This is a genomic window from Streptomyces sp. NPDC006655 (genome assembly GCF_040703965.1).
Classification (GTDB): domain Bacteria; phylum Actinomycetota; class Actinomycetes; order Streptomycetales; family Streptomycetaceae; genus Streptomyces.
Genome location: NZ_JBEYJU010000002.1, coordinates 32,638 through 55,365, shown reverse-complemented (window position 1 = coordinate 55,365; position 22,728 = coordinate 32,638). Strand labels below are relative to the sequence as shown.

26 protein-coding genes are annotated in these 22,728 nt (G+C 71.8%); 13 read left to right on the top strand and 13 right to left on the bottom strand.

Annotation, left to right across the window (positions count from 1 at the left end; translation table 11 throughout):
• The first annotated feature begins 47 nt into the window (after positions 1-47).
• Entirely contained in the window at positions 48-1,274 is a 1,227-nt protein-coding gene (locus tag AB0958_RS01385) for an MFS transporter (RefSeq protein WP_366888224.1), read from the top strand.
• A gap of 55 nt (positions 1,275-1,329) precedes the next feature.
• On the opposite strand, the gene AB0958_RS01380 is transcribed toward AB0958_RS01385, so the two are convergent.
• Positions 1,330-1,926 (bottom strand): suppressor of fused domain protein, encoded by a 597-nt coding sequence (locus AB0958_RS01380; protein ID WP_366888223.1) that lies wholly within the window; start codon positions 1,924-1,926, stop codon positions 1,330-1,332.
• 184 nt (positions 1,927-2,110) lie between these two features.
• Here AB0958_RS01380 and AB0958_RS01375 point away from each other — a divergent pair, with 184 nt between their 5' ends.
• The 3 genes from AB0958_RS01375 to AB0958_RS01365 all read left to right on the top strand — a co-directional run bounded on the left by AB0958_RS01375 (position 2,111) and on the right by AB0958_RS01365 (position 4,076).
• Positions 2,111-2,263 carry a hypothetical protein gene (locus AB0958_RS01375; RefSeq protein ID WP_366888222.1) on the top strand — a complete coding sequence of 51 codons (153 nt, stop codon included), beginning with the start codon at positions 2,111-2,113 and terminating at the stop codon, positions 2,261-2,263.
• A gap of 150 nt (positions 2,264-2,413) precedes the next feature.
• A complete protein-coding gene (locus tag AB0958_RS01370; protein ID WP_366888221.1) occupies positions 2,414-3,544 on the top strand; it encodes a magnesium and cobalt transport protein CorA in 1,131 nt (376 codons plus the stop codon).
• 10 nt (positions 3,545-3,554) lie between these two features.
• Positions 3,555-4,076 carry a hypothetical protein gene (locus AB0958_RS01365; protein ID WP_366888220.1) on the top strand — a complete coding sequence of 174 codons (522 nt, stop codon included), beginning with the start codon at positions 3,555-3,557 and terminating at the stop codon, positions 4,074-4,076.
• A gap of 43 nt (positions 4,077-4,119) precedes the next feature.
• Here the strand turns inward: AB0958_RS01365 and AB0958_RS01360 are convergent, their stop codons facing one another.
• Entirely contained in the window at positions 4,120-4,845 is a 726-nt protein-coding gene (locus AB0958_RS01360; RefSeq protein ID WP_366888219.1) for a hypothetical protein, read from the bottom strand.
• Positions 4,846-5,044: 199 nt separating this feature from the next.
• Here AB0958_RS01360 and AB0958_RS01355 point away from each other — a divergent pair, with 199 nt between their 5' ends.
• From AB0958_RS01355 to AB0958_RS01345, 3 genes are read left to right on the top strand one after another with little or no spacing between them, the layout of a single operon-like run.
• The gene (locus AB0958_RS01355; RefSeq protein ID WP_366888218.1) at positions 5,045-6,367 is read left to right on the top strand and encodes a CBS domain-containing protein; all 1,323 of its coding nucleotides are present in this window, start codon (positions 5,045-5,047) and stop codon (positions 6,365-6,367) included.
• On the top strand, positions 6,351-6,956 hold the full coding sequence (locus AB0958_RS01350) for a DUF1003 domain-containing protein (protein WP_366888217.1): 606 nt from the start codon (positions 6,351-6,353) through the stop codon (positions 6,954-6,956). The genes AB0958_RS01355 and AB0958_RS01350 overlap by 17 nt, the downstream gene beginning before the upstream one ends.
• 43 nt (positions 6,957-6,999) lie before the next feature.
• Positions 7,000-8,133: an Mrp/NBP35 family ATP-binding protein gene (locus tag AB0958_RS01345; protein WP_366888216.1), complete on the top strand. Its 1,134-nt coding sequence runs from the start codon at positions 7,000-7,002 to the stop codon at positions 8,131-8,133.
• 187 nt (positions 8,134-8,320) lie between these two features.
• Here AB0958_RS01345 and AB0958_RS01340 read toward each other — a convergent pair whose 3' ends face one another.
• From AB0958_RS01340 to sigE, 4 genes are all read right to left on the bottom strand, one after another.
• On the bottom strand, positions 8,321-8,992 hold the full coding sequence (locus AB0958_RS01340) for a hypothetical protein (RefSeq protein ID WP_366888215.1): 672 nt from the start codon (positions 8,990-8,992) through the stop codon (positions 8,321-8,323).
• Positions 8,993-9,218: 226 nt separating this feature from the next.
• Positions 9,219-9,665, bottom strand: coding sequence for a sec-independent translocase (locus AB0958_RS01335; protein ID WP_366888214.1), 447 nt, complete (start codon positions 9,663-9,665; stop codon positions 9,219-9,221).
• A gap of 217 nt (positions 9,666-9,882) precedes the next feature.
• On the bottom strand, positions 9,883-10,833 hold the full coding sequence (locus tag AB0958_RS01330) for an anti-sigma factor (RefSeq protein ID WP_366888213.1): 951 nt from the start codon (positions 10,831-10,833) through the stop codon (positions 9,883-9,885).
• Positions 10,830-11,546 (bottom strand): RNA polymerase sigma factor SigE, encoded by a 717-nt coding sequence (gene sigE / locus AB0958_RS01325; protein WP_358987361.1) that lies wholly within the window; start codon positions 11,544-11,546, stop codon positions 10,830-10,832. The genes AB0958_RS01330 and sigE overlap by 4 nt, the downstream gene beginning before the upstream one ends.
• Before the next feature lie 235 nt (positions 11,547-11,781).
• Between sigE and AB0958_RS01320 the strand changes: the two genes are divergently transcribed.
• Positions 11,782-12,480 (top strand): O-methyltransferase, encoded by a 699-nt coding sequence (locus tag AB0958_RS01320; RefSeq protein WP_132888701.1) that lies wholly within the window; start codon positions 11,782-11,784, stop codon positions 12,478-12,480.
• An 81-nt stretch (positions 12,481-12,561) separates the two neighbouring features.
• Here the strand turns inward: AB0958_RS01320 and AB0958_RS01315 are convergent, their stop codons facing one another.
• Positions 12,562-12,729 carry a DUF3117 domain-containing protein gene (locus AB0958_RS01315; protein ID WP_069751535.1) on the bottom strand — a complete coding sequence of 56 codons (168 nt, stop codon included), beginning with the start codon at positions 12,727-12,729 and terminating at the stop codon, positions 12,562-12,564.
• A gap of 380 nt (positions 12,730-13,109) precedes the next feature.
• Here AB0958_RS01315 and AB0958_RS01310 point away from each other — a divergent pair, with 380 nt between their 5' ends.
• Positions 13,110-13,913: an enoyl-CoA hydratase-related protein gene (locus AB0958_RS01310; RefSeq protein WP_366888212.1), complete on the top strand. Its 804-nt coding sequence runs from the start codon at positions 13,110-13,112 to the stop codon at positions 13,911-13,913.
• Between the two features lie 97 nt (positions 13,914-14,010).
• On the opposite strand, the gene AB0958_RS01305 is transcribed toward AB0958_RS01310, so the two are convergent.
• Complete coding sequence (locus tag AB0958_RS01305) at positions 14,011-14,598, bottom strand: DNA-3-methyladenine glycosylase I (protein ID WP_366888211.1); 588 nt, start codon at positions 14,596-14,598, stop codon at positions 14,011-14,013.
• Positions 14,595-14,954, bottom strand: coding sequence for a DivIVA domain-containing protein (locus tag AB0958_RS01300; RefSeq protein WP_366888210.1), 360 nt, complete (start codon positions 14,952-14,954; stop codon positions 14,595-14,597). The genes AB0958_RS01305 and AB0958_RS01300 overlap by 4 nt, the downstream gene beginning before the upstream one ends.
• A gap of 140 nt (positions 14,955-15,094) precedes the next feature.
• Between AB0958_RS01300 and folP the strand changes: the two genes are divergently transcribed.
• The gene (folP, locus tag AB0958_RS01295; RefSeq protein WP_366888209.1) at positions 15,095-15,955 is read left to right on the top strand and encodes a dihydropteroate synthase; all 861 of its coding nucleotides are present in this window, start codon (positions 15,095-15,097) and stop codon (positions 15,953-15,955) included.
• Positions 15,956-16,170: 215 nt separating this feature from the next.
• Here folP and AB0958_RS01290 read toward each other — a convergent pair whose 3' ends face one another.
• Complete coding sequence (locus AB0958_RS01290) at positions 16,171-16,929, bottom strand: TIGR00730 family Rossman fold protein (protein WP_366888208.1); 759 nt, start codon at positions 16,927-16,929, stop codon at positions 16,171-16,173.
• 122 nt (positions 16,930-17,051) lie between these two features.
• Positions 17,052-18,131, bottom strand: a complete 1,080-nt coding sequence (dapE, locus tag AB0958_RS01285; RefSeq protein WP_366888207.1) for a succinyl-diaminopimelate desuccinylase — start codon at positions 18,129-18,131, stop codon at positions 17,052-17,054.
• 92 nt (positions 18,132-18,223) lie between these two features.
• On the opposite strand from dapE, the gene AB0958_RS01280 reads away from it, so the two are divergent.
• Positions 18,224-19,222 (top strand): heavy metal transporter, encoded by a 999-nt coding sequence (locus tag AB0958_RS01280; RefSeq protein WP_366888205.1) that lies wholly within the window; start codon positions 18,224-18,226, stop codon positions 19,220-19,222.
• 271 nt (positions 19,223-19,493) lie between these two features.
• The gene (locus AB0958_RS01275) at positions 19,494-19,916 is read left to right on the top strand and encodes an ATP-binding protein (RefSeq protein WP_366888204.1); all 423 of its coding nucleotides are present in this window, start codon (positions 19,494-19,496) and stop codon (positions 19,914-19,916) included.
• A 57-nt stretch (positions 19,917-19,973) separates the two neighbouring features.
• Here the strand turns inward: AB0958_RS01275 and AB0958_RS01270 are convergent, their stop codons facing one another.
• Together AB0958_RS01270 and fdxA are read right to left on the bottom strand one after the other, a co-directional pair.
• Positions 19,974-21,068 (bottom strand): bifunctional succinyldiaminopimelate transaminase/glutamate-prephenate aminotransferase, encoded by a 1,095-nt coding sequence (locus AB0958_RS01270; RefSeq protein ID WP_366888203.1) that lies wholly within the window; start codon positions 21,066-21,068, stop codon positions 19,974-19,976.
• Positions 21,069-21,226: 158 nt separating this feature from the next.
• Entirely contained in the window at positions 21,227-21,553 is a 327-nt protein-coding gene (gene fdxA, locus AB0958_RS01265; RefSeq protein ID WP_046730523.1) for a ferredoxin, read from the bottom strand.
• A 140-nt stretch (positions 21,554-21,693) separates the two neighbouring features.
• On the opposite strand from fdxA, the gene AB0958_RS01260 reads away from it, so the two are divergent.
• Positions 21,694-22,713 carry a GNAT family N-acetyltransferase gene (locus AB0958_RS01260; RefSeq protein WP_366888202.1) on the top strand — a complete coding sequence of 340 codons (1,020 nt, stop codon included), beginning with the start codon at positions 21,694-21,696 and terminating at the stop codon, positions 22,711-22,713.
• Positions 22,714-22,728: the final 15 nt, after the last annotated feature.

The following is a 22,728-nucleotide window of genomic DNA, read 5'->3' as shown; positions in this document are numbered from 1 at the left end:
TTAGTATGTGTAAACACCAACCAAATCTGTAGGAGCGGAGGAAGCGCATGGCCGACCCATTCGACGCGGGAGCAGGCGGCATCCTGCGGCAGCCGAAGGCCGTGTGGGCGACGGCGGGTGCGTCCGTGGTCGCCTTCATGGGCATCGGACTCGTCGACCCGATCCTGCCGTCCATAGCCAAGGGCCTGGACGCCACGGCCGGCCAGGTCTCCCTGCTCTTCACCTCGTACTTCCTGATCACCGCCGTGGCGATGCTGCTCACCGGGTTCGTCTCCAGCCGGATCGGCGGGCGCAGGACGCTGCTGCTCGGCCTCGCGTTCGTGGTCGTCTTCGCGGGCCTGGCCGGCACCTCGGACACCGTCGGTCAGCTGGTCGGCTTCCGGGCCGGCTGGGGCCTCGGCAACGCCCTGTTCGTCTCGACCGCCCTCGCGGTCATCGTCGGCGCGGCGGCCGGCGGCAGCGCCGCCGCGATCCTGCTCTACGAGTCCGCGCTCGGCCTCGGCATGGCCTGCGGCCCGCTGCTGGGCGCGGTGCTCGGCAACCTCAGCTGGCGCTACCCGTTCTTCGGCACCGCCACCCTGATGGCGGTCGGCTTCCTGTGCATCACCGCGTTCCTGAAGGAGCAGCCGAAGCCGGCCCGCAAGACGTCGATCCTCGACCCGCTCAAGGCACTGGGGCACGGCGGCCTCGCCTCCGCCGCGGCGTCGGCGTTCTTCTACAACTACACGTTCTTCACCGTGCTGGCCTTCACCCCGTTCGTGCTGAACATGACCCCGTACCGCTCGGGTGCGGTGTTCTTCGCCTGGGGTGTGCTGCTCGCGCTGTTCTCGGTGCTCGTGGCGCCGCGCCTGCAGAAGCGGTTCGGCTCCCTGAAGGTGCTCGGCGGCTCGCTGGTGCTGCTCGCCGCGGACGTCCTCGTGCTCGGCTACGGCGGCCACACCGCCGCGATCGTCTGCACGATCCTGTCCGGCGCGTTCATCGGCGTGAACAACACCGTGTACACCGAACTGGCGCTCGGCGTGTCGGACGCGCCGCGCCCGGTGGCGAGCGCGGGCTACAACTTCGTCCGCTGGTTCGCGGCGGCCGCCGCGCCCTACTTCGCGCCGAAGATCGAGGAGTGGAGCGACATCCACGTCCCGTTCCTGGTGGCGGCGGTCACCGCCGTGCTGGGCGCGGCCGTGGTGCTGGTACGGCGCAGGGCGCTCAACCACGAGGCCGAGGAACTGGAGCCGAAGCACCTCAGCGAGGACGGCGTCACGGTGTTCGCCGGCTGACGCCCTCCGGGCCGCGCTTCGTGAGCTTGCTCACCCGGCGCGGCCGGCTGACGGGTCAGTCCAGCGGGACGGACCTCCGGGCAGGGTCTCGGAGGTCCGTCCCGTTCGCGAGCCAGCGCTCCTGGAGCGCCTGGGCGCCGTGCACCCGCTTCCAGGCGGCCTCGTTCGGCGTCATCGGCAGCAGCGGCAGGAACCGTACGGGATCGAGCGGCCCGTCCAGCTCCAGATCCTCGACAAGACCGCCCGGCTCGCCGACCAGGACCGAGGTGAAGGGGGCGCCCGGCCACAGCGGCTCGCCCACGTCGAGGGACGCGCCGGGGGCCACGACCAGCCCCTCCACCTGCGGGGAAGCGGCGAGGACAGCGAGCGCGCGGAGCACCTCGTCGGTCTCGGCACGGCCGGCCCGGACCGACAGCACCAGCTCGGCGCGGGGCCCCTTGACGGGGTCCGCGACCATCGCCGTGGGGTCGGTCATGGGGTGCGCGGACATGCCGAGCGTGGCGTAGCGGACGACGTCCTCACCCTGGAGGTCCTCGTGGAAACGGAGCACCTCGATGCGGTCCGTGCCGAGGAAGGTGACCGCGGCGCGCGCGTCCGGTTCGCCCAGTGCGGTGGTCAACCGGGCCTCGACCAGAGGAAGAACATCAGCCATGTCGTGAGCATAGAACTCGTCAGCACCGGGCAAAGCGGCGGCTTGACACCAAGGGCTGCTGCTAGTCTGGCCGCGGTGGTTCGGGGCAGCACGCTGAGCGTCGCGGTCAGACCCCGACGCCGACAGGACTCCCTTACGAGGGACCGGCTGGAGGAGGTGGGGCTGTCATGGATCGAAGTCACCCGTGCAGTACCACTCGCTCTTCCTGCCGCTGAATCTCGTCTCTGGCTGGCTACCGCCTTTTCGTGCGCGTCGTCGTTCGGAAGAGCACTTCGTCTCCGCTTGCCTGATCCCGCTGACCGATCCCTTCCGGATCCGTCGGGATTTGTTCGTCTGATCCGAATCAGTAGCGAAGTCGCCACCGCAACGGTGCGGTGCTCCCCGCTTTGTGGACGCGCCAAACATCCGCAGTCAGGACGTCCTCATTCCGGGTAGTTCCACCCGTTCGCCGGCGATCTTTCGCTGCCTGTCGCGAAGGAGCCTGCCCATGTCGATGATCCGCGACCTGCGCGCCGTGGTCCGTCCGTCCCGCCCCTCGCTGCGCAAGAGCCTGCGGCCGGACAACGGGGCGTACGACACCACCCGCGACCCCGGTACGCCCTCGGCCGTCGTCGACTGCGCGGTGTACCGCGACGGCGCCCGCGTCGAGACGGGGAAGCCGCTGACCCCGCACGAGGCGATGCGGCTGGTGCGCCGGGACGGCGGCTTCGTGTGGATCGGCCTGCACGAGCCGACGGAGGCCGAATTCGCCGGCATCGCGAGCGAGTTCGGGCTGCACCCGCTGGCCGTGGAGGACGCGGTCCAGGCCCACCAGCGCCCCAAGCTGGAGCGCTACGACGACTCCCTCTTCACGGTCTTCAAGACCATCCACTACGTCGAGCACGACCAGCTCACCGCCACCAGCGAGGTCGTGGAGACCGGCGAGGTCATGTGCTTCACCGGCCGGGACTTCTTCATCACCGTCCGGCACGGTGGCCAGGGCTCGCTACGGGCGCTGCGGCACCGGCTCCAGGACGATCCCGAGCTGCTCGCCAAGGGCCCCTCAGCCGTGCTGCACGCCATCGCCGACCATGTCGTCGACGGCTATGTCGCGGTCGCCGACGCCGTGCAGGACGACATCGACGAGGTGGAGACCGAGGTCTTCACACCGGGCCGCAAGGGCGGGGTGTCCCGCGGTGTCGACTCCGCGCGGATCTACCAACTCAAGCGCGAGGTGCTGGAGTTCAAGCGTGCGGTGTCGCCGCTGCTGCGCCCGATGCAGCTGCTGAGCGAACGCCCGATGCGGCTCGTCGACCCCGACATCCAGAAGTACTTCCGGGACGTCGCCGACCACCTCGCCCGCGTCCAGGAGCAGGTGGTCGGCTTCGACGAACTCCTCAACTCCATCCTCCAGGCCAACCTCGCGCAGGCGTCCGTGGCGCAGAACGAGGACATGCGGAAGATCACGGCATGGGCCGCGATCATCGCCGTGCCGACGATGGTGTGCGGGGTGTACGGCATGAACTTCAAGTACATGCCGGAGCTGCACTGGAAGTACGGCTACCCGGTGATCATGGGCATCACCGTCTGCATCTGCCTGGGCATCCACCGGACGCTGAAGCGCAACGGCTGGCTCTAGGGTGAGCGCCATGACAAGCGAGCTGCTCGACCAGGCCCTCGTCGAGGAGGCCACCAAGAAGTCCGGCCTCATCTGGGTGCGGGCCGCCGGGGCACCGGCCGCCCGGGCGATGTGGCACGCGTGGGCCGACGGGAGCGTGTTCCTGGTCGGCGACGGGGCCGAGCAGCCGCTGACCGGGCTGGCCGACGGCGGGGCGGCGGAGGTCACCGTCCGCAGCAAGGACAAGGGCGGCCGGCTGGTCACCTGGACGGCGACGGTCGCGGAACTGCCGGCCGGCTCCGCCGAATGGGACGCCGCGGTCGCCGAGCTCAAGGGCAAACGCCTCAACGCCCCCGACGGCGAGGCCATGACGGACCGCTGGGCGCGCGAGTGCCGGGTGCTGCGCCTGCGGCCGACGGGGACGCTGTCGCCCCTGCCCGAGGACAGCCTGGCCGAAGCGCCCGTGCCGTCCACGGCGACGACCCGGCGCCCGGTCCCCGCAGGTCTGCCGCGCCTGCTCGGCAGACGGAGAAAGAGCGAACGGTCCGCGTGACGGCGACGGCCCGAAGCACGCAGGTCCTCGTCCCGTCCCACCCCTACGACGAGGGCAGTTGCTTCCCGTAGTCCACCGTCTCACCCTTCTCCGGTTCGGCCACGCTGAAGTCCTTACCCCAGTCGGAGAAGGTGAGGGTGCCCGCGCCGCCGCCGCGTTGCAGGCGAAGGGGGTACGGCTTGCCTTCGAGGGAGACGTCGAGCGTGCCACCGGAACCGCTGTCACCGGTGATGCGGATCGTGGGGGTACCCGACTGCTCGTGGTGGCCGTCGGTCGCGAGAGAACCGTGCAGGGTCAGCAGGCCCGAGAGGAGGACGTCCTTGTCCGTGAAGCCGCTGAACTTCTTGTACGCGGGATCCGTCCGAGGCACCTTCACGTACTTGCCGTCGAGCTTGGAGGCGGCGGCCGTGTCACTGCCGTCGGCGTGGTTCCAGAACCCCGCGTCGGCCTGCAGATACAGGGTGTCGTTCACCCGCAGCAGCTGGAACGTCGACCCCTTCGACGTGACCGACCCGGTCCCGCCGTCCTCGTTCAGGCGCATGTCCAGCTGGTACGTGCGCCCGCTGGTGACCACCGTCCCCGCCATCCGTACCGTCGCCACCGAGGCCGCCGCCGCCCGCGTCCTCGACTGGATCGCGCCCGGCGACAGCTTGCCGACCCCGTTCGTACCCGCGTCCGGATCCTCGCTGCATCCCGTCAGGACGGCCAGAGCGCACAGCGCGGTCACCAGCGCGGCGCGGCGAGTACGGCCCGGAGCAATCGCGGTCACGGGCAGGGCCACCTTTCAGACGGGTCCGGCACGGCGTACCGCAGCGTACCGGTGCCCCGCCCACCCGGCGGAGCCAGTCCGTCCGGACCGCCCACCAGGGCGTATCCAATCGGTACGGGCTAGCCTGAAGCCCATCAGGCGGGCCCGAACGGCAGGAAACTCGTCCATCGCCACCTCACCAGGCAAAGGAAGCGAAGCCATGGCAGCCGGCGCTCCCCGCATCTTCGTCTCGCACCTCGCCGGTGTCGCCGTCTTCGATCCCAACGGCGACCAGGTGGGCCGCGTCAGGGACCTGGTCGTCATGCTGCGCGTCAGCCGCAAACCCCCGCGCCTGCTCGGCCTGGTGGTCGAACTCTCCACCCGGCGCCGCATCTTCCTGCCGATGACCAGGGTGACCAGCATCGAGTCCGGCCAGGTCATCACCACCGGCGTGCTCAACGTGCGCCGCTTCGAACAGCGCCCCACCGAACGCCTGGTCTTCGGTGAACTCCTCGACCGCCGCGTCCAGCTGACCGAGACCGGCGAGGACGTCACCGTCCTGGACCTGGGCGTGATGCAGCGGCCGGCCCGGCGGGAGTGGGAGGCCGACCGGGTCTTCGTCCGCAAGGGACGCAAGAGCACCTTCCGGCGGGCCAGGGGCGAGACGCTGACCGTCGACTGGTCACAGGTCAGCGGCTTCGCACTGGAGGAACACGGGCAGGGCGCCGAGAGCCTGCTCGCCACCTTCGAGCAGCTGCGCCCCGCCGACCTCGCCAACGTGCTGCACCACCTCTCCGCCAAGCGCCGCGCCGAGGTGGCCGCCGCCCTCGACGACGACCGCCTCGCCGACGTCCTCGAGGAACTTCCCGAGGACGACCAGATCGAGATCCTCGGCAAGCTGCAGGAGGAGCGGGCGGCGGACGTCCTGGAGGCCATGGACCCGGACGACGCGGCCGACCTGCTCGCCGAACTCCCCGAACAGGACAAGGAACGGCTGCTGAGCCTGATGCAGCCGGCGGACGCGGCCGAGATGCGGCGCCTGATGTCGTACGAGGAGCACACGGCGGGCGGTCTGATGACCACCGAGCCCATCGTCCTGCGGCCGGACGCCACCGTCGCCGACGCCCTCGCCCGGGTCCGCAACCCCGACCTGTCCCCGGCTCTCGCCGCCCAGGTCTACGTCTGCCGGCCGCCCGACGACACCCCGACCGGCAAGTACCTGGGCACCGTCCACTTCCAGCGGCTGCTGCGCGACCCCCCGTACACCCTGGTCAGTTCGCTCGTCATCGACGACGACCTGCAACCACTCGACCCGGACGCCACCCTCCCGATCATCGCCGGGTTCTTCGCCACCTACGACATGGTCGCGGCGCCCGTGGTGGACGAGACGGGGTCGCTGCTCGGCGCGGTGACCGTGGACGACGTACTGGACCACATGCTGCCGGACGACTGGCGGGAGACCGAGTTCCACCTGGCCGAGGAGGAGCAGGCGCCGCAGAACGAGGCGCACAAGGGGGTGGGGGGCCATGGCGCCCGAGCGTGAGAGCGGCCGCGAGCGGACACCGGCCGGTGCCACCGCGGCCGGTAGGCCACGCGCGGCCTACCGGCTGGACCAGCCGCGTCCGCCGCGGCGCAGGCTGCTGCCGGAGTGGGACCCGGAGGCCTTCGGCCGCCTGTCCGAGCGCATCGCCCGGTTCCTGGGCACCGGACGGTTCATCGTATGGATGACGTTCGTGATCATCGCGTGGGTGCTGTGGAACATCGCGGCGCCCGGCAGGTTCCGGTTCGACGAGTACCCGTTCATCTTCCTGACCCTGGCCCTGTCCTTGCAGGCCTCCTACGCCGCCCCGCTGATCCTGCTGGCGCAGAACAGGCAGGACGACCGCGACCGGGTCAACCTCGAACAGGACCGCAAGCAGAACGAGCGGTCCATCGCCGACACCGAGTACCTGACCCGGGAGATCGCGGCCCTGCGGATGGGCCTGGGCGAAGTGGCGACCCGGGACTGGATCCGCTCCGAGCTGCAGGACCTGCTCAAGGAGATGGACGAACGGCGGGACGGGCACCACCACCACGAAGGTGCCGTATTCCCGGCAGAACGGTCGGCGGGACGTGACGTAGACGACCGGTGAGGGGCGTTATAGAGGCGCTGCGCCTCGCCGTACCATCGTCAGTATGGCTAGCGAAGACGCGGTGCGCGAGGCACTGGCGACGGTGAACGACCCGGAGATCAACCGACCCATCACCGAACTGGGGATGGTCAAATCGGTGGAGATCGGGGAGGACGGCGCGGTCGCGGTCACCGTGTACCTGACGGTCTCCGGCTGCCCCATGCGCGACACGATCACCCAGCGTGTCACCGAGGCGGTCTCCCGGGTCGACGGTGTCAGCCGCGTCGACGTCACCCTGGACGTGATGAGCGACGAGCAGCGCAAGGAGCTGGCGTCCGCCCTGCGCGGCGGCCAGACCGAGCGCGAGGTCCCCTTCGCCAAGCCCGGCAACCTGACCCGGGTCTACGCGGTCGCCTCCGGCAAGGGCGGCGTCGGCAAGTCGTCGGTGACGGTGAACCTGGCGGCGGCGATGGCGGCCGACGGCCTGAAGGTCGGAGTCGTCGACGCCGACATCTACGGCCACTCCGTCCCGCGCATGCTCGGTGCCGACGGCCGTCCCACGCAGGTCGAGAACATGATCATGCCGCCGTCGGCGAACGGCGTGAAGGTCATCTCCATCGGCATGTTCACCCCGGGCAACGCCCCGGTGGTCTGGCGCGGCCCGATGCTGCACCGCGCCCTCCAGCAGTTCCTCGCGGACGTCTACTGGGGCGACCTCGACGTCCTCCTCCTGGACCTGCCGCCGGGCACCGGTGACATCGCCATCTCGGTCGCCCAGCTGGTCCCGAACGCCGAGATCCTGGTCGTGACGACGCCTCAGCAGGCGGCGGCCGAGGTCGCCGAGCGGGCCGGCTCCATCGCCGTACAGACCCACCAGAAGATCGTGGGCGTGGTCGAGAACATGTCCGGGCTGCCCTGCCCGCACTGCGGCGAGATGGTCGACGTCTTCGGCACGGGCGGCGGCCAGCTGGTCGCCGACGGCCTCACCCGCACGACGGGCGCCACGGTCCCGGTCCTCGGCAACATCCCGATCGATGTCCGCCTCCGCGAGGGCGGCGACGAGGGCAAGCCGGTCGTCCTGACGGACCCGGACAGCCCGGCGGCCGCCGCCCTGCGCGGCATCGCCGGCAAGCTGGGCGGCCGCCAGCGCGGCCTCTCAGGCATGTCCCTGGGCATCACACCCCGCAACAAGTTCTAAAAGAGGCCTCTTGCAGCGCGCCCCTTCAGGGGCGCTGGGGGTACCCCCGGCCGAAGGCTGGGGGAGGAACTGCGCCCCGTCAGGGGCGCGGGGAACTGCGCGAGCAACCACCACGCACCCGCAGTCGCACGACGCCCGCAACCCGCTACGGCGAAGGGGCGCCCATCCCACCGGCGCCCCCTCAAACTCACACGTACTCGGCAATGTCCTTGATCACGGCGAACCCCAGCCCATAGGCCGACATCCCCCGCCCGTACGCCCCGAGATGCACCCCCACCTCGGTCGACCCGGCGAGCACCCACCCGAACTCCGACTCCCGGTAGTGGAACGGCGTGGCCACCCCGTCCACCGGCAGCGACAGCGTCGACCACTCCGGCCCGCTCAACTCGTCGGCCAGCTCCCACGCCGTCTCGGTCTGCTGCTCCAGCCAGTCGTCCCGCAGGCTGTGGTCCATCTGCCCCGGCCAGGTGAAGGACAGCAGCCCGACACCCGCCAGCCACGCGGCCGACGACACGGACGTGGCCTCGAGGAGCCCGGTCCCGTCGGCGCTGCGCCGGGACGGACTCGCCGCGACGGTCACCACGACCGCGAACTTCTCCCGCGGCTCACCGACGGACGCGGCCAGATGCTCGTTGCGCACCGAGGGTTCGTCCCCGTGCCCGATCGACCCGTGCTCCACCGCACCGTCGGCCGCCGTACCCACCTGCATCAGCCAGCGGGGCCCCGTGAACGCCTCGTCGAGGCCGTACCAGGGGAAGGGCGCCTCCAGGTAGCCGTCCGCCGTGCGGCGGGCGGAGAGGGACTGCTGTCCGCCCGCGGCGGCCGGTGCCTGTCCGTCCACCTGACTTGTCGTCTCCATCTGCCCGGACGCCTCCTAGCTCTCGTCGGTCCGGAGCGGCCCGCCCCCCTTCGGGCGCACTCGTCCGGTCCGCACAACAACTCGGCAGCATATCGACACCGCTGCAACCAGCGGCGAAACCGCCCGGCGGGTGGGTCGCGCGGGCATCCGGATCAAGCCGTGAGCGGCGCGTGCGCGCTATGAGACGCGTCACGTGCGCCACCCGTGTCCGGGTGTCCGGTCCTGGTCAGGTGGCGTCCACGTCGAACGGCGGACGCTCGTCCCCGCCGGGGCCCTCCGGCCTCTTCGTCATGTCGATCCGGCCGCCCGCCGAAGAGCCGCTGCCCGAGGCGGCAGGGGACGATTCGGCCTCGCGGCTGTTCACCGCGTCCGTGACCTCGGCCATCTCCTTCTTCAGGTCGAAGCCGTTGCGGATCTCCTTCAGCCCCAGCTCGTCGGCGTCCAGGTGCTTGCGGATGAAGGTCTTGGGGTTCAGGTCCTCCAGCTCGAAGTCCTTGAACTCCGGGCCGAGTTCCTGCCGGATGTCTTCCTTGGCGCTCTCCGAGAACTCCCGGATCTTGCGGAGGGTCCGCGTGACGTCCTGAATGACCTTCGGGAGCTTGTCCGGACCGAAGACGAGCACGGCGATGACGACGATGGTCACCAGCTCGAGTGGTCCTATGTCATTGAACACCTGAAGCTCCTTGCGATGTCCTCGGTCCTCGGCCCTCCGGTCGCTGTTGCGTGTCTTCCGTGGTCCGGGCCGGGTCCACGGTACCCGGCGGACCTGTCCGACCGGTACCGTCCCGAGGTGTCCGACTCCGTGTGTACGACCGGTTTTCCGGGTTGTTTGCCTACGGAAGGGCACGAAGAGTGCCCCGAGGACGAGCGCGCGGGACGTCGCCAGGCGGTCAGTGGGCCCCGTGGGAGGAGGGCGAGGGAGCGGAGGTCGTGTCGGGGACGGGTGCGGCGAGCAGGGCGGCGCCGGTCGCCTCGGGGGTGGCGGTCCACGAGGTGAGGGAGAACGGCGAGGCGGCGGTCAGCGGTCGTATCAGCGGGGAGACCGCGGCCGCGCCGGCCATCACCGGTGCGGTCAGTTCCCGCAGCGCCTGCTGTGCGGCGGCCGGGGAGGGCACGCCGGGCAGCAGCGGTGCGGACACCGAGGTGGGCGCGGCGGTGGCGTCACCGAGCAGGGCCCCGGAGGACAGCAGGGGACCGGCCGAGCGGCGGCGCTGCGAGTCGGCGGTACCGGCCGTGCCCGCGCCCGCCGTGCCGGCCGGGGCCACGTTGCCGCCGCCGGTGGAGCGGGCGTCGGCGGCCGGGGAGCCGGGCAGGCCCGCGGTGACACCGCCGAGAGCGACGGCGGCCAGCGAGACCGCGCCGGCGGCGACGAACGCGAACCGCACACCGAACGACGCGGAGCGGTCGTGGTCGGGGCGGCCTACGGGGTGGACGCGGAAGCCCCGCCCGGCGGCCGCCGGGTCGTGCGGGCGGGCGGGGACGTAGCCGAACTCGAAGCGGTCGTCCCGGCTCACGCCGAAGACCCCGCCGTCGGACCGGCGCCCCGAGGGGCCCCCGACGCCGAACGGCGAGCCGCCGTCGCCGTCGCCTCCCCCGGGCAGCCCCTGAAGGCGCGCCAGGAAGCTCTCCGAGGGCGGCGGCGGGGCGGCTTCGGCGAAGACGTTCTTCAGGGCGCGCTGGGCGTCCGCCTCCGCCTTGCACCGGGCACAGGTGGCCAGATGGGCCAGGACGCGCTCACGCGACTCATGGCCGAGCTCTCCGTCCACGAGGGCGGAGAGTCGGTCTCCCAGATGCTGCTCCGCCAGCTGTCGCCCGGCGGATTTCGGTCGTGATCCACTCACGCGGTCGCGCCCCCTCCTCCCAGTGCGGGAACCCGGGGCACGAAGGAGCGGCGCTCCGCCTTGCGGGCCTGCGGCGAGCGGTGCGCGAGGGCCTTGCGCAGCTGGGAGCGGCCACGGTGGATGCGGGAGCGGACGGTGCCGAGCTTGACGCCGAGGGTCGCGGCGATCTCCTCGTACGACAGGCCCTCGATGTCGCACAGGACGACGGCGGCCCGGAACTCGGGCGCCAGGGTGTCCAGGGCCTGCTGGACGTCGGCGTCGAAGTGCGCGTCGTTGAAGGCCTGCGAGGGGGTGGGCTCGCGGCTGGGCAGGCGCTCGGCCGCGTCCTCGCCGAGGGCGTCGAAGCGGATGCGCTGCTTGCGCCGGACCATGTCGAGGAACAGGTTGGTCGTGATGCGGTGCAGCCAGCCCTCGAAGGTGCCGGGCGAGTAGGTGGACAAGGAGCGGAAGACGCGGACGAAGACCTCCTGGGTGAGGTCCTCGGCGTCGTGCTGGTTGCCGGTGAGGCGGTAGGCCAGGCGGTAGACGCGGCCGCTGTGCGTGCTGACGATCTCCTCCCACGTGGGCGGAGTCCATGCCTGCCCGTCCGCGTCGGTCGAGAAGGTCGCGGTACGGTCCTCGCCCATGGCGAGCGCGTCGGCGTGGCTGGGGTCAGCAGCGGTGTCGTTCACGGATTTCGGCCTGCCCGCCGACCCGAGGAAGCGCTTCAGCACTCCGCCCCGGTCCTCAGGCGCGGCCGCACCTCCCCTGTCGGCTCTGGTGGTGTCCAGTGGAGCCCCTACCATAGCCACCTCGCCCGTTAGCACCGGATAAGCGGTTTTACGAGAATTTGATCCGCGCTGGCAGGGCCTGTCCTGCCGCACCAGGGAGTGATCGGCCACCGTCTCGCCGTCGTGATCCATTCGTGTCTCCCCGCCCTGTCTTCCATCCCTCTAAACGCCTGGTCCCATCAGCAGGTTCCCGGCGCCAACGGATACAGTCACGCCCAGGCAACCACGGGGACAGGAGAGGGTCATTACCGGCAACCGGCAGACGAGCTGGGCGTTCGCCGACGCCTTTGTCGCCGAGGACGAAGCACTGCGCTGGGCCCGGGACCGGGCCCGCGAGGCAGGGCTGCGCTCGGTGTCGCCCGGCACGGGCGCCGCGCTGCGCATGCTCGCCGCTTCCGTGGACGCCAAGGCGGTCGCCGAGATCGGCACGGGTTGCGGGGTGTCCGGGATGCACCTGCTGCACGGCATGCGGCCGGACGGCGTGCTGACCACCGTGGATCCCGAGCCGGAGCACCAGCAGTTCGCCCGGCAGGCGTTCCGCGCCTGCGGCTTCGCCAGCAACCGGGCCCGTTTCATCCCCGGCCGCGCCCTCGACGTGCTCCCCCGCCTCGCGGACGCCGGCTACGACCTGGTCTTCTGCGACGGCGACCGGCAGGAGTACTCCGACTATCTCGCTGAATCGTTGCGCCTTCTGCGCCCCGGCGGCCTGGTGGTGTTCGAGGGCGTCTTCGCCAACGGCCGTACTGTCGACTCCGGCCCGCAGCCCACCGAGGTGCTGCGGCTGCGGGAGCTGCTGCGCACCGTCCGGGAGACCCAGGAGCTGGTGCCGTCGTTGCTGCCGGTGGGCGACGGGCTGCTGTGCGCGGTCAAGCGGTAGCGTCCACAGGGACCGGGTACGACGACGCCCCGGCATCCGCTGACGATGCCGGGGCGCCCGAAAGGGTATGGTCGCTGACGCTCAGCCGACGACGTTCTTGAGGGCGTCGGCGAGCGCCGCGGCCTCGTCAGGGGTCAGCTCGACGACGAGCCGACCGCCGCCTTCGAGCGGAACGCGCATGACGATGCCCCGCCCCTCCTTGGTCACCTCGAGCGGGCCATCACCCGTCCGCGGCTTCATGGCCGCCATGCTCGTTCCCCTTCCTGACAACAGCTCATCGGCTACCGACGGCCCTGGAGGGCACGCGTGATCCTGACGGGGACACGCGACACCGGCATCGAACAGATTGCTTCCAAGCCATTATCCCGCATCTCAGGACCCGATGACCAACATCAGTCGGCATCGCTTGGGCAACGCACGCGAGCAAAACCACTCAATTCGGCGATGTGGCTGCGATACTTCGCCGCCGGGTGTCCTTACGCCGACCGAGTCGGCTCCGGTTTTCTTTGACGCAGGTCACACGCCGGGTCCGGGCCGCGCACGGCGATCTCCGCCATGCTGTCCTTCGGACCTCGACGTACCGAGCGGTACGTCAGCCGCGAGGACGCAGACGACGGAGGGGACGCACCATGACCGACACCGTGCTCTACGAGGTGACCGACGGGCTCGCGACGATCACGCTGAACCGCCCCGAGGCGATGAACGCGCTGAACATCGCGACGAAGGTCGCCCTTCGGGAGGCCGCGCAGGAGGCGGCGGCCGACACCGCCGTCCGGGCGATCCTGCTGACCGCCGCCGGGGACCGGGCGTTCTGCGTGGGCCAGGACCTCAAGGAGCACATCACGCTGCTCGCGTCCGACCGGGAGACGGGGGCGGGGCAGACGATGACGACGGTGCGGGAGCACTACAACCCCGTCGTGCGGGCGCTGGCCGGGGCGCCGAAGCCGGTGGTCGCCGCCGTCAACGGGGTCGCCGCGGGGGCCGGGTTCGGGTTCGCGCTCGCCGCGGACTACCGGGTGGTCGCCGACACGGCCGCGTTCAACACGTCGTTCGCGGGGGTGGCGCTGACCGCGGACTCCGGGGTGTCCTGGACGCTGCCGCGGGTGGTGGGGCCGGGTCGGGCCGCCGATCTGCTGCTCTTCCCCCGGAGCATCAGTGCGCAGGACGCGTACGACCTGGGCATCGCGAACAAGGTCGTGCCGTCGGCGGAACTGCGGGCCGAGGGGGAGAAGGTCGCGCGGCGGCTGGCGGAGGGGCCGACGGTGGCGTACGCGGCGCTGAAGGAGGCGGTGGCGTTCGGGCTCACGCACTCCTTGGACGAGACGCTCGACAAGGAGGACGAGCTGCAGAATCGGGCCGGGGCCTCCGAGGATCACGGGATCGCCGTGCAGGCGTTCGTGAACAAGGAGAAGCCGAAGTACTTGGGGCGGTGAGAGAGGGGGCGGGGAGCGCCGTCGCGGACTGCGGGTGCGGGGGGGCTGAGCGCGCAGTTCCTCCCCCGGCCTTCGGCCGGGGGTACCCCCGGCGCCCCTAAAGGGCGCCCCTCGCCACGCAGCTTTCCAGGTGGTCGTCGACCAGGCCGCAGGCCTGCATCAGGGCGTAGGCCGTCGTCGGGCCGATGAAGCGCAGGCCGCGCTTCTTCAGGGCCTTCGACAGGGCTGTCGATTCCGGGGTGACCGCCTGGACGTCGGACAGGGTCGTCGGGGCCGGATAGGTCCCCGGCGCCGGGGCGTGCGACCAGATCAGTTCGTCCAGCTCGCCCGGTGCCCACTCCGCGAGGACCCGCGCGTTGGCCATCGTCGCGTCGATCTTGAGTCTGTTGCGGATGATGCCGGGGTCGGCGAGGAGGCGTGCGCGGTCCTCGTCGGTGAAGGCGGCCACCTTGTCGATCTGGAAGCCCGCGAACGCGGCCCGGAAGCCGGGGCGGCGGCGCAGGATCGTGATCCACGACAGGCCCGACTGGAAGGCCTCCAGGCTGAGGCGTTCGTAGAGGGCGTCGTCGCCGTGGACCGGGCGGCCCCACTCCTCGTCGTGGTACGCCACGTAGTCCTCGGTGGACAGGGCCCACGGGCAGCGCAGCTTGCCGTCCGGGCCGGCCAGGGCGGCTCCGTCGGTCACGACCGGTCCTCCGGCTCCGGCTTGTCCAGGGAGGTGCCCGGGGTGCGCGGCGCGGCCTGGGCACCGGCCAGCGCGGTCTCCAGGTCGGCGATCCGGGCGTCGCGCTCCGCGAGCTCGGCGCCGAGGCGGCTGAGCGCGTCGTCGACGTCGGCCATGCGGTAGCCGCGCGGGGCGAGCGGGAAGCGCAGGCTCTCCACGTCCGCGCGGTGCACCGGGCGGTCGGGGGGCAGCGGATCCTGCAGGCGCTCGGGCGCCACCTCGGGCAACGGTCCGCTCTCGCCGCCGCCGACCACGGAGAGCGTGACCGCGGCGACCACGACCGCCAGCGCGACGACCAGGAACAGGAACATAACCATCGCGGTGGCCCCCAGGCTCGATGAAGCGGCTCGATGAAGCTCGGTGTCGAATGTGTCTGGGTCCGATCGTGCCATGCGAGGCTGACAGTTAGGGTCGCAGGCGGCCGTACCGAGGCACTCACTACGAGAGGTCACAGGGGATGCTCAGGCTGGGCAGGCGGGAATTCGGGCCGAACGAGCCGGTGATCATGGCCATCGTGAACCGGACTCCGGACTCCTTCTACGACCAGGGGGCGACCTTCCGCGACGAGCCGGCCCTCGCGCGCGTGGAGCAGGCGGTCGCCGAGGGGGCCGCGATCATCGACGTCGGCGGGGTGAAGGCGGGGCCCGGCGAGGAGGTCAGCGCCGAGGAGGAGGCACGGCGGACCGTCGGGTTCGTCGCGGAGGTGCGCCGGCGCTTCCCGGACGTCGTGATCAGCGTGGACACCTGGCGGGCGTCGGTCGGGGAGGCCGTCTGCGAGGCCGGGGCGGATCTGCTGAACGACGCGTGGGGCGGGGTCGACCCGAAGCTCGCGGAGGTCGCGGCGCGGTACCGGGTGGGGCTGGTGTGCACGCACGCGGGCGGGGCCGAGCCGCGTACCCGGCCGCACCGGGTGACGTACGACGACGTGGTCGCCGACATCCTGCGGGTGACCCTGGGACTGGCCGAGCGGGCCGTCGCCCTGGGCGTGCCCCGGGAGTCCGTGATGATCGACCCCGGGCACGACTTCGGCAAGAACACCCGGCACAGCCTGGAGGCGACGCGGCGGCTCGGGGAGCTGGTCGCGACCGGCTGGCCCGTGCTGGTCTCGCTGTCCAACAAGGACTTCGTGGGCGAGACGCTGGACCGGCCGGTCAAGGAGCGGGTGATCGGCACGCTGGCCACGACGGCGGTGTCGGCGTGGCTGGGGGCGCAGGTGTACCGAGTGCACGAGGTGGCGGAGACGCGGCAGGTGCTCGACATGGTGGCGTCGATCGCCGGCCACCGCCCTCCGGCGGTGGCCCGCCGCGGGCTCGCGTAGGCCAGGCCCGGACCGACGCTTCGGCCTCCGGCCCCAGGCCCCCGACCGACCCGGCCGATCGAGAGGCCGGCCGAGTCGGCCTCACCGGATGGCGGAGGCCGCGGTGCCCCGGGACCGGCGGCTCCGTCCCGGGCCCCCACACGACTCGGCCGGTCGAGAGGCCGGCCGGGCCGGCCTGTGAGCCGGCCGGGCCGGGTGGGGGGAGGCCGCGGTGGCTACCGGGCCGCTTCCTTCGAGACCAGGGCCACCGCCTCCGACACGTCGTCCGTGACGTGGAACAGGAGCAGGTCCTTCTCGGCCGCCTTGCCCTGGGCGACCAGGGTGTTGGTGAGCCAGTCGACCAGACCGCCCCAGTAGGCGCTGCCGAAGAGCACGATCGGGAAGCGGGTGACCTTCTGGGTCTGGACGAGGGTGAGCGCCTCGAAGAGTTCGTCGAGGGTGCCGAGACCGCCGGGCAGGACCACGAAGCCCTGCGCGTACTTGACGAACATCATCTTCCGCACGAAGAAGTAGCGGAAGTTGAGGCCGATGTCGACGTAGGGATTGAGTCCCTGTTCGAAGGGCAGCTCGATGCCGAGGCCGACGGAGACGCCGCCCGCTTCCAGGGCGCCCTTGTTGGCCGCCTCCATCGCACCCGGGCCGCCGCCGGTGATCACCGCCCAGCCCGCCTCGACCAGACCGCGGCCGAGCCGCACCCCCGCGTCGTACTCGAAGGAGTCCACCGGCGTCCGCGCGGAGCCGAACACACTGATCGCGGGCGGGAGTTCGGCGAGCGTGCCGAAGCCCTCGATGAACTCCGACTGGATGCGCAGCACCCGCCAGGGGTCGGTGTGGACCCAGTCGGAGGGACCTCCGGCGTCCAGCAGCCGCTGGTCCGTGGTGCTCGGGGTCACCTGGCCGCGCCGTCGGAGGACCGGTCCCAGGCGCTGCTCGTCCGGCGGCACCTTCTTCCCCTCGGGGTTCCCGGTAGGCATATATGCGCTCCCTCCGCTTGCAGGTGTACCTGCTTCAGCGTAGATCCACGCGGGTTACATGCGCGGGACGTCGGCGTGTCGGGTGCGGAGCGCTCCTGTGCCGCCCGGCCTCCCGGCTCGTCTCAGCTCGTCAGCCAGGCGCGCAGCCGCTCCTCACCGGTCAGGATCTTCCCGGTTTCCACCCGTTCGTCCCGCTTGTGCGCCAAGTGCGGGTTGCCCGGGCCGTAGTTGACCGCCGGAACACCGAGGGCCGAGAAACGGGAGACGTCGGTCCAGCCGTACTTGGGCATCGGGGTGCCGCCGACCGCCTCGATGAAGGCCGCCGCGGCCGGGTGGGAGAGGCCGGGCAGCGCGCCGGGGCTGTGGTCGTCGACCACGAACTCCTCGACCCCGCAGTCCGCGAACACCTCGCGGACGTGCTCGACGGCCTGGTCCTGCGACCGGTCGGGCGCGTAGCGGAAGTTGACGGTCACCACGCACTCGTCGGGGATGACGTTGCCCGCCACCCCGCCGGAGATGCCGACCGCGTTGAGGCCCTCGCGGTACTCCAGGCCGTCGATGACGGGGTGGCGGGGCTCGTACGAGGCGAGGCGGGCCAGGATCGGGGCGGCCGCGTGGATCGCGTTGGAGCCCATCCAGGAGCGCGCCGAGTGCGCGCGCTCCCCCTTCGTCCTCAGCAGCACGCGCAGGGTGCCCTGGCAGCCGCCCTCGACCTCGCCGTCGGACGGTTCGAGGAGGACCGCGAAGTCGCCCGCCAGCCACTCGGGGTGGGCCTCGGCGACGTGCTTGAGGCCGTTGAGGTCGGCGGCGACCTCCTCGTTGTCGTAGAAGACGAAGGTCAGGTCGCGGTTGGGGGCCGGGACGGTGGCCGCGATGCGCAGCTGGACCGCGACGCCCGACTTCATGTCGCAGGTGCCGCAGCCCCACAGCACGCCGTCCTCGTCGAGACGGGAGGGGACGTTGCCGGCGATCGGGACCGTGTCGATGTGGCCGGCCAGGATCACCCGCTCCGAACGGCCCAGGTCCGTCCGCGCGACCACGTTGTTGCCGTACCGGTCGACGGTCAGGTGCGGCAGCGCGCGCAGCGCGCTCTCGATCGCGTCCGCCAGCGGCTTCTCGGTACCACTCTCCGAACGGAAGTCGACGAGCCGCGCGGTGAGCGCGGCGGCGTCCAGCGTGAGGTCAAGCGAGGTGTCGGCCATGGCCCCGACCCTAGCGCGCGCCACCCTGAGGGCTGTTTCACAGCTTCCGGTCCCCGGGGTGGGCGGCTCGTACTCTCCAGTATGTTGTACGCGTGCCAGAGCCGTCCCCCATCCGCCCCAAGCGTCGCGGCCGTGTCCTGCGTTTCGTCTCGGGCTTGCTCATCCTGTGCGCCGTCGGCGCCTACCTCGTGGTCCAGTACGTCACCGGAGGCGGTGGCGCCGAGGGCTGCAAGGTCGTCTCGGGCCGCAGCGACGACACGTCGTACGAGTTCACGCCCGAGCAGGCGGTCAACGCGGCGACGATCGCCGCCGTCGGCACCGGGCGCGGCATGCCCGAGCGCGCGGTGGCCATCGCCCTGGCCACCTCGATCCAGGAGTCGGGGCTGCGCAACATCCAGCACGGCGACCTGGATTCGCTGGGCCTGTTCCAGCAGCGCCCCTCGCAGGGCTGGGGCACCAAGGACCAGATCCTGGACCCGGCGTACGCGGCGGGCATGTTCTACGCCCACCTGGCCAAGGTGCCGGACTACCAGTCCCTGCCGTTGACGGTGGCCGCGCAGCGCGTGCAGCGCAGCGGCTACCCGGAGGCGTACGCCAAGCACGAGACCGACGCCTCGCTGCTCGCGGCGGCGCTGACCGGGCAGGCGGCGGCCACGCTGACCTGCGACGGGCGTCCGGCGGCCACCGTGGACGCGGCGGCGACGGGCCCGGACGCGGTACGGACCGCGCTGGTGCGGGACTTCGGACGGGACGCGGTGGAGGAGGCCGGCGCGGAGGTGGGCGGGACGTCCGCGAAGTCGCCGGCTCCGACGCCGAGCGTGACCGCCACGGCGCACGGGCGGACGGTGACCGTGCCGGTGCCCGAGGGGAAGAAGAAGGACAGGTCGGGGCGGACCGAGAGCGAGCGCGGCTGGCAGCTGGCGCACTGGGCGGTCGCCAACGCCTCGGCGCTGCACATCCAGCGGGTGTCGTACGCCGGCCGGGAGTGGGCCGCGGGGAGCACCGACAGCCAGTGGCGGTCGACCTCCTCGCAGGGGGCGGGCGGCGCGGAGCAGTCCGCGGGGGCGGTCCGGATCGTGACCGGGCAGTAGTTCGGGACCTCACTCCGGCGGGTCAGCCGGGACGGGACGCGTACGTGGTGTGCCCACGTTTCCGCGCGGTCGCTCGCGCATGGGTGAAATGCCTTGGGAACGCGGGGCCGTAAGGATTCTGCGGGGCCACGACCCCGGAGCTCTTTGCCCGTTTTTATCCACACCCGATAATGCGACGCGTTATCAATTCTTTACCGAGGGTCTCCGCAACCTTCGCGGGCTTCGAGCGGTAGTCACGGCGATCACGTTCCCTCCCGTCGAATGGAGCATCATGTCCCTCCCTCTGACCCGCCGGATCGCCCGTGCCGCGCTGCTCGTCGCAGCGGGAGCGGCTGCCGGGGTCGGTGCGGCCGGCTCCGCCGGCGCGGCCCAGACGCTGCCGGCCACCACCCCGAACCTGGGCGGTCTGACCGCCCTGGACGGGGCGAGCGCCGCCCACACCGCCGACGGTGCGGCGCAGCACGTCACCGGGGTCCTCGGCCACACCGGCGGCGCGGCGGTCCAGTCGGCGGTGCCGGCCGCGGGCCGGACCGGCGGCAAGGCCGTCAACACGGCGGCGCCGGTGGTGCAGCGCGCCGCCGGTGAGGCCGCCGGGTCCGCCGGAGGGCTGCTGGGCGGCACGGCGGCCACCGCGACGAAGGGTGGGCTGCCGGCGGGTGGGCTGCCCGTGAAGGGGCTGCCGCTGGGCGGCTGACGCCGCCGGCGCCGGTGAGTCGAGAAGGGGCCCGGGGTTCTCCCGGGCCCCTTCTCGTCAGGAAAGGCGCTGTACGGCCGCTCGTACGCGTTCGTCCGTCGCGGTCAGGGCCACGCGGACGAAGTTCTCGCCGGCCTCGCCGTAGAAGTCGCCCGGCGCCACCAGGATGCCCCGGTCGGCGAGGTGGGCGACCGTCTGCCAGCAGGACTCGTCCCGCGTCGCCCACAGGTAGAGGCTCGCCTCGCTGTGTTCGATGCGGAAGCCGTGGGACAGCAGGGCCTCGCGCAGGGCCGTACGGCGGGCCGCGTACCGCTCGCGCTGCTCCTGGACGTGGGTGTCGTCGGAGAGGGCCGCCACCACCGCCGCCTGGGTCGGAGCCGAGGTCATCATCCCGCCGTGCTTGCGGATCTCCAGGAGGGGGCCGAGGACCGCGGGGTCGCCCGCCAGGAAGGCCGCGCGGTAGCCCGCGAGGTTGGAGCGCTTGGAGAGGGAGTGCACGGCCACGAGGCCGTCGTACGAGCCGCCGTTGACGTCCGGGTGCAGGACGGAGACCGGGTCGGCCTCCCAGCCCAGTTCCAGGTAGCACTCGTCGGAGAAGACCAGGATGCCGTGGTCGCGGGCCCAGGCGACGATCTCCGTGAGCTCCTGCTGGGGCAGCACCCTGCCGGTCGGGTTGGACGGGGAGTTGAGCCAGAGCAGCTTCAGTCCGGCCGGGTCCAGGTCGCGCGGGTCGTCGTAGACCTCGTACGCGGCGCGGGCGAGACGGGCGCCGACCTCGTAGGTGGGGTACGCGAGGCGCGGGTACGCCACCCGGTCGCCGGGGCCGAGGCCCAGCTGGGTGGGGAGCCAGGCCACCAGTTCCTTGGAGCCGACGATCGGCAGGACGTGGCGGTGGGTGACGTCGCGGGCGCCGAGGCGGCGGCCGACCCAGCCGGTGATGGCGTCGCGCAGCGCCGGGGTGCCCCACACGGTGGGGTAGCCGGGCGAGTCCGCCGCGTCGATCAGGGCCTTCTGGATCAGGTCGGGGACCGGGTCCACCGGGGTGCCCACCGACAGGTCGACGATGCCGTCCGGGTGTGCCGCTGCCGTCTTCTTGTACGGCTCCAGCTTGTCCCAGGGGAAGGTGGGCAGACGGTCGGAGACTGCGGACACGGTGACTTGCTCGCTTTCTTCGGTACAACCGGGTGCGACCGGGTACAGCCGGGTACGCCCGGTACGGCAAACGCCTCGGTCCCGTACGGCACCGATCGGACGTGATCAGGCCGTACGGGACCGAGGCGGCACGGTGTTGCGGCGGGCCGCCGGTGCGGTTACTCGGCTTCGGCCTGCGGCGGCAGCGCGGCGATGAAGGGGTGGTCGCGCTCGATCAGGCCCAGCTTGCTGGCGCCGCCCGGCGAGCCGAGGTCGTCGAAGAACTCGACGTTGGCCTTGTAGTAGTCCTTCCACTCCTCAGGAGTGTCGTCCTCGTAGAAGATCGCCTCGACCGGGCAGACCGGTTCACAGGCACCGCAGTCGACGCATTCGTCCGGGTGGATGTACAAGGACCGCTGGCCCTCGTAGATGCAGTCGACCGGGCACTCCTCGATGCACGCCTTGTCCTTGACGTCGACACAAGGCTGCGCGATGACGTAGGTCACGCTGTCGTTCCTCCTCGATTGGGCGCTGGCGGGCCTCCGTAGGCTCCGCCGCCTGGCGCGCGGGAGCGCGGCGTCGTCGATGCCCGCCCCTAGTATCTCCGTTCTGGGGCATGATCCGAACAGGAGGGGTGAACTGACCAGTGGAAATCTCTGCCGCGGGACGCTTCGAGGTCCGTATCACCGCTGCTGACGTGGGCAAACGTGTCTCCGTACGGCGTTTGACCGGACATGGGGCCACCACGGAGAAGTTCACCGACACGGTGGGTGTTCTCACATCATGGGACGACGACGGCGTGCTGACGATCACACGACGGGCCGGTGAGGTCGTCCGGATAGCGCAGTCCGCGCTGGTGGCGGCCAAGGTGGTGCCGGCCGCTCCGGCGCGCCGCCGGGGACCGGCCGCGACCTACGGGGAGCTGGCCCGGGTCGCGTCGCGCGCCTGGCGGCCGGTGGAGAGCGAGCGGCTCGGAGCCTGGGAGCTGCGGGCTGCCGCGGGGTTCACCCGGCGGGCCAACAGCGTGCTGCCGCTCGGCGATCCCGGACTGCCGCTGGACGCCGCGCTGGACGCCGTGCGGCGGTGGTACGGCGAGCGGGGGCTGCCCGCGTACATACAGACCGCGACCGGCGCGGAGGGCACGCAGGAAGTGCTCTGCGCGGAGCTGGAGCGGCGCGGGTGGGTGCGTGAGGTGAGCGCCGAGCTGTGGACCGGGGCGCTGGCGCCGGTGGCGGACCGGGCGGCGGGGGCCGCGGTGGCGCTCTCCCGCACGGCCGACGAGGCGTGGCTGGCCCGCTACCAGCGCAAGGGCGTGAGCGAGGTCGCGCTGGAGGTGCTGGGCGCCGGAGCGTCGGTGTGGTTCGCGACCGTGCCCGGCGAGGCCGCCGGGGACGCGCCCGCGGCCATCGGGCGGTGTGTGGTGGACGGGCGGTGGGCCGGGTTCGCCGCGGTGGAGGTGGATCCTCGGTTGCGGCGGCGGGGGCTGGCCACCGAGGTCATGGCCGCGCTCGCCCGGCGGGCGCTGGCGGAGGGCGCGTCGGCGGCCTGGTTGCAGGTGGAGACGGAGAACGCGGGGGCGCGGGCGCTGTACGGGCGGCTCGGCTTCACGGCGCACCACACGTACCACCACTACCGGGAGCCGGAGCCGGAGCCGGCGGGCCGCTGAGAAGCGGACGGGCCA